The organism is Pseudomonas sp. HUK17, from assembly GCF_001566765.1.
Genome location: NZ_LSMW01000012.1, coordinates 443,041 through 455,650 on the forward strand (window position 1 = coordinate 443,041; position 12,610 = coordinate 455,650).

The 12,610-nt window shown below is 66.9% G+C and carries 10 protein-coding genes; 5 read left to right on the forward strand and 5 right to left on the reverse strand.

Annotation, left to right across the window (positions count from 1 at the left end; genetic code table 11):
- Positions 1-140: 140 nt before the first annotated feature.
- The 3 genes from typA to AX284_RS08960 all read left to right on the forward strand — a co-directional run bounded on the left by typA (position 141) and on the right by AX284_RS08960 (position 4,745).
- Complete coding sequence (gene typA, locus AX284_RS08950) at positions 141-1,958, forward strand: translational GTPase TypA (RefSeq protein ID WP_017639451.1); 1,818 nt, start codon at positions 141-143, stop codon at positions 1,956-1,958.
- A 146-nt stretch (positions 1,959-2,104) separates the two neighbouring features.
- On the forward strand, positions 2,105-2,494 hold the full coding sequence (locus tag AX284_RS08955) for a lysozyme inhibitor LprI family protein (RefSeq protein WP_064307816.1): 390 nt from the start codon (positions 2,105-2,107) through the stop codon (positions 2,492-2,494).
- Positions 2,495-2,807: 313 nt separating this feature from the next.
- Positions 2,808-4,745 carry an autotransporter domain-containing SGNH/GDSL hydrolase family protein gene (locus AX284_RS08960; protein WP_068384721.1) on the forward strand — a complete coding sequence of 646 codons (1,938 nt, stop codon included), beginning with the start codon at positions 2,808-2,810 and terminating at the stop codon, positions 4,743-4,745.
- 51 nt (positions 4,746-4,796) lie between these two features.
- On the opposite strand, the gene AX284_RS08965 is transcribed toward AX284_RS08960, so the two are convergent.
- From AX284_RS08965 to AX284_RS08985, 5 genes are all read right to left on the reverse strand, one after another.
- Positions 4,797-7,121, reverse strand: coding sequence for a putative bifunctional diguanylate cyclase/phosphodiesterase (locus AX284_RS08965; RefSeq protein ID WP_068384723.1), 2,325 nt, complete (start codon positions 7,119-7,121; stop codon positions 4,797-4,799).
- Positions 7,108-8,154, reverse strand: coding sequence for a polyamine ABC transporter substrate-binding protein (locus AX284_RS08970; protein WP_068384726.1), 1,047 nt, complete (start codon positions 8,152-8,154; stop codon positions 7,108-7,110). Before AX284_RS08970 ends, AX284_RS08965 begins: the two co-directional genes overlap by 14 nt.
- Before the next feature lie 153 nt (positions 8,155-8,307).
- Positions 8,308-8,937, reverse strand: a complete 630-nt coding sequence (locus tag AX284_RS08975; RefSeq protein WP_068384730.1) for a phosphatase PAP2 family protein — start codon at positions 8,935-8,937, stop codon at positions 8,308-8,310.
- Between the two features lie 170 nt (positions 8,938-9,107).
- The gene (metK, locus tag AX284_RS08980; RefSeq protein ID WP_068384733.1) at positions 9,108-10,298 is read right to left on the reverse strand and encodes a methionine adenosyltransferase; all 1,191 of its coding nucleotides are present in this window, start codon (positions 10,296-10,298) and stop codon (positions 9,108-9,110) included.
- Between the two features lie 116 nt (positions 10,299-10,414).
- Positions 10,415-11,413: an ArsR/SmtB family transcription factor gene (locus AX284_RS08985; protein WP_017639458.1), complete on the reverse strand. Its 999-nt coding sequence runs from the start codon at positions 11,411-11,413 to the stop codon at positions 10,415-10,417.
- 215 nt (positions 11,414-11,628) lie between these two features.
- Between AX284_RS08985 and AX284_RS08990 the strand changes: the two genes are divergently transcribed.
- Positions 11,629-12,270, forward strand: a complete 642-nt coding sequence (locus AX284_RS08990) for a paraquat-inducible protein A (protein WP_017639459.1) — start codon at positions 11,629-11,631, stop codon at positions 12,268-12,270.
- A partial coding sequence (locus AX284_RS08995; protein ID WP_177329654.1) for a paraquat-inducible protein A occupies positions 12,267-12,610 on the forward strand: 344 nt, incomplete at its 3' end. The genes AX284_RS08990 and AX284_RS08995, both read left to right, overlap by 4 nt.

Consider the following 12,610-nt stretch of genomic DNA (forward strand, 5'->3'; position numbering starts at 1 on the left):
GTGGCAGTATCCGCCACCGCCCTCCCGACCTCTTCTAGCCTGCCGGCCACATACCGGTCGGCCGCGTTTCGCGCCTTTGCAATCTCCGGCTGTCAGCCTGCTGGCTGAAGCTCCTTCATTTCTATACCGAGAACACCACTGTGATCGAGAATCTACGCAACATCGCCATCATCGCGCACGTCGACCATGGCAAGACCACCCTCGTCGACAAGCTGCTGCGCCTGTCCGGCACCCTGGACCGCAAAGAAGCGGAAAACGAGCGGGTGATGGACAGCAACGACCAGGAAAAGGAACGTGGCATCACCATCCTGGCCAAGAACACCGCGCTGAAGTGGGGCGACTACAACATCAACATCGTCGACACCCCCGGCCACGCCGACTTCGGTGGCGAGGTGGAGCGTGTGATGTCCATGGTCGACTCTGTGCTGCTGGTGGTCGACGCCCAGGACGGCCCCATGCCGCAGACCCGCTTCGTGACCCAGAAGGCCTTCAAGGCTGGTCTGCGTCCGATCGTGGTGGTCAACAAGATCGACCGTCCCGGCGCGCGTCCGGACTGGGTCATCGACCAGATCTTCGACCTGTTCGACAACCTCGGCGCCACCGATGAGCAGCTGGACTTCCCGATCGTCTACGCCAGCGCCCTGAACGGCATCGCCGGTCTGGACCACGAGAAGATGGACGACAACATGGATGCCCTGTTCCAGGCCATCGTCGACCACGTCCCGGCTCCCCAGGTCGATCTGGACGGCCCGTTCCAGATGCAGATCTCCCAGCTGGACTACAACAGCTTCCTCGGCGTGATCGGTATCGGCCGCATCGCCCGTGGCCGCATCAAGGCCAACACCCCGGTCGTCGCCATCAGCGACGACGGCAGCAAACGCAACGGTCGTATCCTCAAGATCATGGGCCACTCCGGCCTGCAGCGCGTGGAAGTGGCCGAAGCCGAAGCCGGCGACATCGTCTGCGTCTCGGGCATGGACGAGCTGTTCATCTCCGACACCCTGTGCGATCCGCAGAACGTCGAAGCGCGCCCGCCGCTGACCGTCGACCAGCCCACCGTGAGCATGACCTTCCAGGTCAACGACTCGCCCTTCGCCGGTCGTGAAGGCAAGTTCGTCACCAGCCGCAACATCAAGGACCGTCTGGAGAAGGAACTGCTGCACAACGTGGCCCTGCGCGTCGAGCCGGGCGAGTCGGCCGAGAAGTTCAAGGTTTCCGGGCGTGGCGAGCTGCACCTGTCGGTACTGATCGAGAACATGCGCCGCGAAGGCTTCGAGATGGCCGTGGGCCGTCCGGAAGTGGTGATCATCGAGAAGGACGGCGAGAAGCAGGAGCCCTACGAGAACGTCACCATCGACATCGAAGAGCAGCACCAGGGCTCGGTGATGGAGCAGATGGGTCTGCGCAAGGGCGATCTGACCAACATGATCCCCGACGGCAAGGGCCGTATCCGCCTGGAATACACCATCCCAGCGCGTGGCCTGATCGGCTTCCGTAACAACTTCCTGACCCTGACCTCGGGCAGCGGCATCCTGACCTCGACCTTCAGCCACTACGGCCCGATCAAGGCCGGCGAAGTGAGCAACCGTCAGAACGGCGTGCTGGTGTCCATGGCCACCGGTACTGCGCTGACCTACTCGCTGGAAACCCTGCAGAGCCGCGGCAAGCTGTTCCTGGCGCCGGGCGACGAGATCTACGAAGGCCAGCTGTGCGGCATCAACAGCCGTGACAACGACCTGGTACTCAACCCCACCAAGGGCAAGAAACTGGACAACATGCGCGCCTCGGGCAAGGACGAAGTCATCGCCCTGGTGCCGCCGATCAAGTTCACCCTCGAGCAGGCGCTGGAATTCATCGCCGACGACGAGCTGGTGGAAGTGACGCCCAAGTCCATCCGTCTGCGCAAGAAGTACCTGAACGAGAACGACCGCAAGCGCTTCGAGCGTTCCAAGGTCTGATCCCGCCCGGGTAGTACAGGAAAGCGCCTTCGGGCGCTTTTTTGTTGGCTGTTTTTCAGCAGGTGCCGCGCGCGGGACTGGCGGCTCTGCTAGCGTTTGTCTCACGGTCGCGCCACCCGGAACGGCCCCTTCTGCAGGATGCTGCCATGCTCAAGAACACCCTCGCCGCCGCCCTGACCCTGACCGGTCTCTTCGGTCTCGCCACGGCCCAGGCCGCCGGTTGCGGCACGCCACGCAACGCCTTCGATACCGTCTACTGCGCCAGCAACCTGTTCGCCCAGAGCGACAAGTCGCTGAACCAGACCTATGGCGAACTGCGCAAGCAGCTGCCGGCCGATCAGCAGGCCGTGCTCAAGCAGCGCCAGCTGGCCTGGATCAAGCAGCGTGACAGCCAGTGCGCCCGCGAGGAAGCCGATGGCTACTTCGTCAATCTGGACTGCGCCGTCAGCCTGACCGAAAGCCGCCTGGAGACCCTCAAGGAGCGCCTGCGCGAGTGCGCCAGTACCGGCTGCGAGGCGGGCAAGCTGGGGCAGTGAGGTGAGCCGCGGGAGAGTGATCCGGCGGTTCCCTCTCCCCAACCCTCTCCCGGAGGGAGAGGGGGAAAAGCAGCCCAACACCCCTATCATCCAAAGGTGTTGCGGCCCTGGGCAGGGCTTGAGGTGCGAGCGCAACCGCATCAGCCTCCTGCTGCCCATCACCTGGGCGACCGCTCTGGCGCCTGCCTTTCAGCACTGCAACGAACGTCTCGTACTTTTTTGTTCACATCCGGATACAAGGACACAAAAACCGTCTAGCGTGAGGCGACACGCCCTGACGCGTGCTCCGATAACAACAATCAAGGATGCAGGCATGACATCTTTCCTCAGGCAACGCCTGCCGCTGGCCATCGCCCTGGCGACGGCGCTCGCGGCAACCGCCCAGGCGGCTCCCAATCCCTACAGCGGCTTCACCGTGTTCGGCGACAGCCTGCTCGATGCCGGGCAATTTCCCGACACCGGGGTCAACGGCGCCAGCCTCAGATTCACCAATCGTGTCGGCCCCGGCTACAGCCCGGCGAGCGGCGCGGTGACCGGACCGGTGTCCTCGATCCTGCTCGGCCAGCAACTGGGCTTCGACGTCCGGACCCTGGACGCCTCGACCTCGCTGATCAATCAGCGGATCGGCCTGAGCGATGGCGACAACTGGGCCACGGGCGGCTACACCACGGCGCAGATCCGCGACTCCATCACCGCCCGCAATGGCTCGGTGGTGGCGGTAGGTGGGCTGACCCTGCGCAGCCGCGACGGCTACCTGCCGGCACTTGCCAGCCAGGGCCTGAGTCTGGATCCCAATACCCTGTTCTACATCAGCGGCGGGGGTAACGACTTCCTCCAAGGACTGGTCACCTCGCCGGCCACCGCGGCAGCCGCGGCCAATCGCCTGGGCGACGGTGTCGCTGCCCTGCAGCAGGCCGGCGCGCGCTATATGGTGGTCTGGCTGCTGCCGGACATCGGCCAGACCCCGGCCCTGGCCGGTTCGCCGCAACAGGCGGCCAGCTCGGCCCTGAGTCGGGTCTACAACCAGGCCCTGGTGGCGCGGCTGGCCGGCATCGACGCCGAGATCATCGGCCTCAACGTGCCCCAGCTGCTCGCCGAGGTGGTGGCCGAGGCGGGGCGCTATGGGCTGGCCAGCGGACAGAATCTCACCGGCACCTGCTTCAGCGGCGACAACTGCACCCGCAACGCTACCTACGGCCTGGGCGCGGCGGCGGCCGATCCCAGCCAGTTGCTGTTCAATGATCGCGTCCACCCGACCATCACCGGTCAACGACTGATCGCCGACTACGCCTATTCGCTGCTGGCGGCGCCCTGGGAGGTCACCCTGCTGCCGGAGATGGCCCAGTCCACCCTCAGAGCCCATCAGGATGGCCTGCACCAGCGCTGGCTGGGCGATTGGCATGCCTGGCAGCCGGTGGGGCGCTGGCAGGGCTATGTGGATACCAGCGCGCGACGCCTGGACGTCGACGACCAGCGCAGCACCGCTGGCGGCGATGGCAACGGCTACAGCCTGGACCTGGGCGGCAGCTATCGGCTCAGCGAGGAATGGCGCTTCGGCGTCGCCGCCGGGGTCGCGCGGCAACACCTGGAACCCGGTGCGGCCGATTCCAGCTATCGCCTCAACAGCTATCTGCTCAGCGCCTTCGCCCAGTACCAGGGCGAGCGCCTCTGGGGCGATCTCACCGCCACCGGTGGCCGCCTGGACTATGACGATCTGAGCCGGCGCTTCGCCCTCGGCTCGACCACGCGCAGCGAGCAGGGCGATACCGATGGTGATCTGCGTGCCCTCTCGGCGCGCCTGGGCTATGACCTGGCGGCGGCTGGCAGCCCCTGGCACCTGAGTCCCTATCTCAGCGCCGACTATGCCCGCGTCCAGGTGGACGGTTATCGGGAGCGCGGCAACGACGCCACGGCGCTGGAGTTCGACGACCAGTCGAGCACCTCGCGACGGCTGGGGCTGGGCCTGCAGGGCCGCTGGCAACTGGCACCGGCTACGGCGCTGTTCGCCGACCTGGGTCGCGAGCGGGAATTCGCCGACGGCACTCACGATCTGACCATGCGCCTGAACAGCGTGCCGGGTCTGGATTACACCCTGGACGGCTACCAGCCCGACCGCGACCGTACCCGCCTGAGTCTGGGCGTGGTCCAGCGGGTGACCCCGGAACTGACCCTGCGCGGCGGCTACAGCTATGCTGGCGCGGGCGATACCCAGCAGCAGGGCGTGGGGCTGGGCCTGTCGCTGGATTTCTAAGCGTCGCTCGACCTGGATAACGGGCGCTGACCTTGTCAGCGCCCGTTATCCCTAGACCCGGCTGGGATCACCCAGCCGTTGGCGCTGCCAGTCGCGCAACTCGTCCAGACGCCGCGGCGGGCAGACCAGAAAGCCCTGCAGCAGATCGCAACCGGCCTGCTGCAGGCACAGTTGCTTGAGCTCGGTATCCACGCCCTCGGCGATGACCTGGGCGTCGCGGGCATGGCAGAAGGCGATGAGCGCATTCAGGCTGGCCTGGTTACCGGGCTGGCTGAGGCGCTCGACGATGAGCCGGTCGAACTTGATGGTGTCGGCAGGATAGTCGGTGACCTGCTGGATGGAGGTGTAGCCGACGCCGAAGTCGTCGATGGCCACGCGAAATCCCTCGGCGCGCAATTCGTGCAGCAGCCCCAGGGTGCGCTCGTTCAGCTCGGCGGCGAAGGTCTCGGTGAATTCCAGTTCCAGATGGCCCGGATCGACGCCGTGGTGGCGCACCCGCTCGCGCAGATAGGGCACGATGTCGGCCTGATCCAGCTGCGCGGATGACAGGTTGACGGACAGCACCAGGTCGCTGCCCAGTACCTCCTGCAGTGCCAGGTACTCGCGGCAGGCCTGGTCCACGACCCAGCGATCGATCCAGCGGAAATGCCCCTGGCGTTCGGCGATGGGGATGAATTCCGCCGGCGATACCGAACCCAGGCGCGGTGAATTCCAGCGCAGCAGGGTTTCGGCAGAGCGTACCTGGCCGCTGCTGTCGACCGCCGGCATGTAGACGAGGTGGAATTCCTCGTCCGGATTCATTCGCCGCAGGTGCTCGTCCAGGAGATCCTGGCGGCACTGGCGCGCAGCCAGTTCCGGGGTGAAGTGCACCAGGTGATTGCCGCCTTCGTTCTTGGCTCGTTCCATGGCCAGATCGGCCTGGGCCAGCAGGTCGGCCAGGTCCAGCGGCGCCTCGGGGGTCGCCAGGCCGATGCTCAGGGTCACGGCATAGCGGCGTTCGCCGACCAGGGTGCCGTTGGCGTAGTTCTGCTGCAGTTGCTGGCCCAGGGCGAGGGCCTCGGTCGCTGCTGCCGGACCGCGCAGCAGGACGGCGAATTCATCGCCCGCCAGGCGCGTGAACACCAGTTCGTTGCCTGCTTGATAGGCCTCCAGCAACTGCTGGGTCTGGCGCGCCACGGCCTGCAGCAGTTCATCGCCCACCTCGTGGCCGAAGCGGTCGTTGACCGACTTGAAATGGTCGAGGCCGAAATAGAGCAGGGCGATGCGGCGGCCATCAGGCTTGCCCGCCAGCCAGGATTCGCCCATGAGCTGGAAGTAGCGGCGGTTGCCGATCTGGGTGAGGACGTCGGTGCGCAGGGCCGTGCGCAGTTGCGCCAGAATGGCCAGGTTGTTGTCGTGCAGGCGTTTCATGTTGGCGCCCAAATGACCGATCTCGCCGGGCTCGTCGCCGGTTTCGAGGGCCTGGCGCTGACCCTCCAGCACCTCGGTGAGCTGGCTGTCCAGGCGGGCGATGGGCCGGGTGATGTAGCGCCGGATCAGCACGATCAACACCAGGATGCAGGCCAGGGTCACCAGCAGGCCACCACTGAAATAGGCGATCGCCAGACGGCGCAGTTCCCCATGCAGATGTTCTGGGTTCGGGGTCAGGCGCACATAGAGATCGGGTGACAGGCGCACGACAGCGGTGAAATCGCTGGTGCGTACGGGCAGCGTCCGGCTGAATTCCAGGGGCGCGCCATAGCTCTGTTCCAGGGTACGGCGCATGGCCTCCATTCGGTCCGGACTGACCGCCAGCTGCAGCGTCATCGCCAGGCCGCGTTGACCTGGCAGGGGCGGTCCGGCCGTGCTCGGCAACAACGAGGTGGTCGCCACCAGCAGCGAGTGGCCCTGTTCGTCTAGCAGATAATCGCGCCGCTCCAGCGGCCCGTTCGCTTCCCGCGCCAGGCGCTCGAGTAGCTGGCGCTGGACGCTGCTCAGCTGGGCGAAGGGATCGCCACTACGCTCGTAATAGTAGGCCAGGCTGAGATCGGGGCGGGCGATGGCCAGGGAGATGCGCGTGGGAGCGTCGTCGCCAGCCAGCTGGCGCACCGCCAGTTGCAACTGGGTGCCCAGGGCCTCGTTGCGATAGGGCACCTCGGTCTGCCGCAGGAAGTTGCCCAGGGCCGCGCTGTTGGACAGGGCATAGAGCAGATTGCGGCTGAAGTGATCGTACTCGCGATAGGTGGTCTCCAACGCCGCCAGATCGTGGTTGACCCGCGAGCGCTCGAGGCCGATCACCGCCTCGCGCTGCACCGTGTAGCCCAGTCCGACCAGGGTCAGGCTGCAGAGCAGGGCGACTGGCAGGATCAGCAGCAGGGCGCGCCTATTGAGATTCATGGTGACCTACCAAAGCGCTGCCGATGCGCTGCCGGGTCTGGAAGGCGTCGGGCGGACCTTCACGGAAGACCTGGCTGCGGGCGATGACGTCGTCGGGGGGGAACAGGCTGGGATCCTCGCGCAGGTCGGCCGGCAGCAGGCGCACGGCACCGGCATTGGGGGTCGCCAGGTGCAGCTCCTCGGTGGCCAGCACGGCATTGCGCGGCTCGTTGAGAAAGTCGATGAAGCGCCAGGCGGCGGCCTGGTGCGGGGAGCTGCTGAGCACCGCCACGCAGTCCATCCACAGCAGGCTGCCTTCGCGGGGCGTGGTGAAATGCCAGGGCTGCCCGGGCGTCGCGGCATTGAGCAGGTGCTGGTCGCCGCTGTAGCCCAGGGCCAGATCGATGCGGTCGCTGTAGGCCGGATTGCGCAGGGCGCTGACCACGTACTGATAGGTCAGCACCGCCGGTGCCTGGGCCTTGAGCAGGGCGAAGCTGCGTCTGAGCAACTCGGGATCGTCGCTGTTGATGGCGGCGCCCAGGATGATCAGCGGCGCGACCAGCAGGTCGTCATGGTCTTCGAGCATGGCGATGCGGCCGTGCAGCGCCGGCGCCGGCTGCAGCAGCGGCAGCCAGGACGTGGGCGCCTGGGCCAGGCGGTCGCTGCGATAGAGCAGACCCAGGGTGCCCCAGACATAGGGCACCGCGTAGTCGCCACAACTATGGCGCCAGCGCGGATCGAGTTCGTTCAGATGGGGCAGGCGCCGGGGATCGATGCGCGTCAGCAGGCCGTCCTGGCCGAGACGCGTGGCGCTGACCTCGTTGATCACCACCAGGTCGAGATCGGCATCGCCGCGCGCCAGGGTGGCGTCGCGCACGTCGCTGCTGTCGAAGTGGATTTCCTGCACGGGGGGATGGGCCTTGGCCCAGCGCTGCAGCAGGGTGTCGCTGAAATAGCCTTCCCAGGTATAGAGCCGCAAGGGCTCGGCAGCCGCCACGGGTGACGCGGGCAGACCGGTAAGCACCAGGCTGCAGAGGAAAAGGCAGTAGCGCATGCGGACGACTCGGCGGCAAGGGCTGACTTCTATAGGAGGGGCCGAAGAGCCCGCACGTTCACCCCAGGAAATTCAGGGCTTCTGCCAGTCTAGGAGGCTTGCCCGTATTCGCCAGTCGCGGCGTCGTCTATTGCATGCGCTTGGCGATGTTCCTCAATTCTGCAAGGGCGCCACCCCGGCGCGCTGATGGGCGCGGGTCCAGGGCTTCTGCTCGTCGGCGAATTTCACCGCCAGGCGTTCCAGCACCCGTTGCGTCGGCGCGTTGGTGCCATGCAGCAACAGCAGCGGCAGGAGTAGCAGACTGGCGCCCAGGGCGGCCTGGCGTGGCTTGAGATTGACCTCCTGGCCACGCAGCAGCCAGAGCAGAGTGCCGCTGGCGGCATAGCCGATGGGCAGGCCGGTTACCACTTCCGAGATCGAGTGATAGCCCAGCACCACCCGCGAGACGGCGATGAGCAGGGCGCACAGTGCGCCCAGGGCGGCCGCGGTCAGCCGTAGCGACGGTCGCGCCCGACTGGCCAGCAGCCAGCCCAGCACTGGCAGCACGCTGCCCACCAGCATGGAGTGGCCGCTGAATCCGGTGAAATCCAGACGCGGAATGCCCAGGCCCCAGCCGAAGAAGGCGATCTTGGACAGGGCAACGCTGAGGCTGGCAGCACCAAACAGCAGCAACCAGAGCAGCGCCGCCCGCGCGGACAGGCCGGCCAGCAGCCAGAGCGCGATCAGTACGGCGCAGGGAAGCATCACCGAGGAATCGCCGAAGTTGGTGATGAACAGCCACATGGATAAGCAGACTCCTGGAGAAGACGAGGCATTCTGACCACCGGACGCCCAGAGGTTGCATCGCGCGTGCCAGCCTGTGGACTGGCGCAAGAAAGCGCTGGGATCCCGGTTGCAGACCCAGAAAAAAGCCCCGGCACCGACGGTGGCGGGGCTGTTTGCCGGGAGGCGTCTTACAGACCGGCAGCGGCGCGCAGGGCGGCGGCGCGATCAGTACGTTCCCAGGTGAAGGTGGTGAAGGTGTCATCGCCCACGGTGATTTCCTGGGGATGGCGACCGAAGTGACCGTAGGCCGCGGTGGCCCGGTACATTGGATGGAGCAGGTCGAGCATGGTGGTGATGGCGTAGGGGCGCAGGTCGAAATGCTCGCGCACCAGCTGCACGATCCGCTCGTCGCTGATCTTGGCGGTGCCGAAGGTGTTGATCGAGATGGAGGTGGGCTGGGCCACGCCGATGGCGTAGGACACCTGGATCTCGCAACGCTCGGCCAGACCGGCGGCGACGATGTTCTTGGCCACGTAGCGACCGGCATAGGCGGCGCTGCGGTCGACCTTGGACGGGTCCTTGCCGGAGAAGGCGCCACCGCCGTGACGGGCCATGCCGCCGTAGCTGTCGACGATGATCTTGCGGCCGGTCAGACCGCAGTCACCCACCGGCCCGCCAATGATGAACTGGCCGGTCGGGTTGATGTGGAACTGGGTGTCCTTGTGCAGCAGCTCGGCGGGGATGACGTGCTTGACGATCAGCTCCATCACGGCTTCGCGCAGGTCGGCGTACTTGACCTCGGGATTGTGCTGGGTGGACAGCACGATGGCGTCGATGCCGACCACCTTGCCGCCTTCGTAGCGGCAGGTCACCTGGGACTTGGCGTCCGGACGCAGCCAGGGCAGCAGGCCCGACTTGCGCGCCTCGGCCTGACGCTCCACCAGGCGGTGGGAGAAGGTGATGGGTGCAGGCATCAGCACATCGGTCTCGTTGCAGGCGTAGCCGAACATCAGGCCCTGGTCACCGGCGCCCTGGTCTTCCGGCTTGCTGCGATCGACGCCCTGGGCGATGTCCACCGACTGCTTGCCGATGATGTTGACGATGCCGCAGGTGGCGCCGTCGAAGCCGACGTCCGAGCTGTCGTAGCCGATGTCGACGATGACGTCGCGCACCAGTTGCTCCAGGTCGACCCAGGCGGAGGTAGTGACCTCACCGGCGACGATGGCCACACCGGTCTTGACCAGGGTCTCGCAGGCCACGCGGGCGTGCTTGTCCTGGGTGATGATGGCGTCGAGCACGGCATCGGAGATCTGGTCGGCGATCTTGTCCGGATGGCCTTCGGACACGGACTCGGAGGTGAACAGGGAATATTCGCTCATCGAATGGTTCCTAAATTACCAAGGGGTAGGGGCCCGCAGGCCGGTCGAGACAGCAGTTTCCTTGCTGGACATGACGCCCTTGAGCGTCGGGTCCGCCCGCCACTGGCCAGGTGGCCTCATGACGGGGTGTTTCCCTGATCCGGGCGCGCGAACTGGCGCACCTGGATCTGAAAGCCGTTGCGCAGGCCGAGGTAGAGGCTTTCGCCCGCCTGCAGGCCGGCCGCCTGGGCCCAGCGGGCCAGTTCGTCCTGGTCGAAGCCGAGCCAGAGATCGCCACAGGCGGCGCGCGCCCAGGTCTGGTCGTGGGGGCAGAGGTCGGTGATCACCAGGCTGCCACCCGGCGCCACGCGGCGGGCCAGCTGCTGCAGGGCCTCCGCCGGTGCGGCCAGATGATGCAGGACCATGTTGAGGATCACGCAGTCGGCCGCTGGCAGCGGCTCGGCGAGGGCGTCGGCCAGCTGCAGTTCGACCTGGGCGAGGCCGTCGCGCTGGCAGCGCTGGCGCGCCAGTTCGAGCATGGCCGGGCTGTTGTCCACCGCCACCACGCGGGCGAAGCGGCGCGCCAGATCCGGCAGGAAGGCGCCGTCGCCGGGGCCCACTTCCAGGGCGCAACCGCGCGGATCCAGGGCCAGGGCGTCCAGCAGGCTGAGCAGGCCGTCGCGATACTGCGGCAGACCGGCGATGAGATCCTGCTGAGCCTGGAATTTTTCCGCCACCCGCGCGAAGAAGTCGCGACTCACCGCAGCGCGCTGGGCATGCACCTCGCCGATCCGCGTCTGTACCGCGCTGGGCAGGGCCAGGGCGTCCACTTCTTCGAGCAGGGCGGCGTGCAGGGCGCCACCCAGGCTGCCGGGACGCGGCAGGGCACGGCGATAGAAGATGGCATTGCCCTCGCGGCGGGTGGCCACCAGCTGCGCCTGGGCCAGCACCTTGAGGTGATGGCTGATGCCGGACTGGCCGGTGGCGAAGATCTGCGCCAGCTCCAGCACGCCGAAGGAGGCGCTGTGCAGGGCGCGCAGGACGTTCAGGCGCAGGGGATCGCCGCCAGCCTTGCACAGGGCGGCGAGGGTATCTCCTGGTTCTTGGCCGAGCGCCGGCACGCGTAGCGGGGTCATGGGGCGCTAGTCTAGAGACCCGTCCCAGACCTCGCAAGAAAAGCATCAAAAAGTTTTGATGCTTTTCTGGGGGCGGCTGGCCGCGCATACCTTCGTCGAGGTAGGTAAGATGCCGGAGCCGTTTGGCCGGCAGTCGTCGCGGCCTTGCGGTAACGACCGCGAAACTCGCGCGTCCAACCTGCAGCCCCCTTCCAGGAGCGTCACCGGGTAGCCCCATGTCCGTCCAGCCACCGTCCCCTTCCGCGCCCGCCACCGGCACGCGCCTGGTGATCTGCGAGCACTGCGATTCGGTGCATCGCCTCGAGCCCCTCGCGGCGGGCGAGCGGGCGCATTGCCTGCGCTGTGGCGCCTTGCTCTATCGCGCCAGCCGCCTGGACATCCAGGGTCTGCTGGCCCTGGCGATCGCTGCGGCGGTGCTGTTCGTGATCGCCAATGTCGGGCCCATCCTGCAGCTCAGCTTTCGCGGCCTGCACAGCGAGGCGACCCTGCTGGAGTCGGTGATCGCCATGAGTCGCGGCTTCGCCGGGCCCATGGCGCTGGTGGTGGCCATGACCCTGTTCGTGGTGCCGCTGCTGCAGATCGCGCTGCTGCTCTGGGTCCTCGGCTTCGCCCAGGCCGGTCGCCGCGCGCCCGGCTTCGCCACGGCCATGGTCACCCTGCATTACCTGCGGCCCTGGAGCATGATCGAGGTCTTCGTGCTCGGCGCCCTGGTGGCGGTGATCAAGCTCGCCGGGCTGCTGCACGTGGTGGTGGGCCTGGGGCTGTTCGGCATGGTCGGGCTGATGGTGGTCCTGCTGATCATCGCCAAGCGCGACCTGCATCCGCTGTGGGACGCTGTCGGGGAGCGCGAGCCGTGACCGCGCCCCAGCTGCCACCCCGCGCCGACGAACTCGGCCTCTGCCTGTGCCACGTCTGCGGCAAGGTCTGCACCGCGCCGCGCCACCACAAGGCCGGCTGCCCGCGCTGCGGCTCGGCGCTGCACCGCCGCAAGCCCAATGTCTATGCCAAGACCTGGGCCTACCTGATCGCCGCGCTGATTCTCTATATCCCGGCCAATACCCTGCCGGTGATGTTCACCGGTACCCTGGGGCGCGGCGTGGAGAGCACCATTCTCGAAGGGGTGATCGAATTCTGGGAAGGCGGCTCCTGGGGCGTCGCCCTGGTGATCTTCATCGCCAGCGTGGCGGTGCCCTCCAT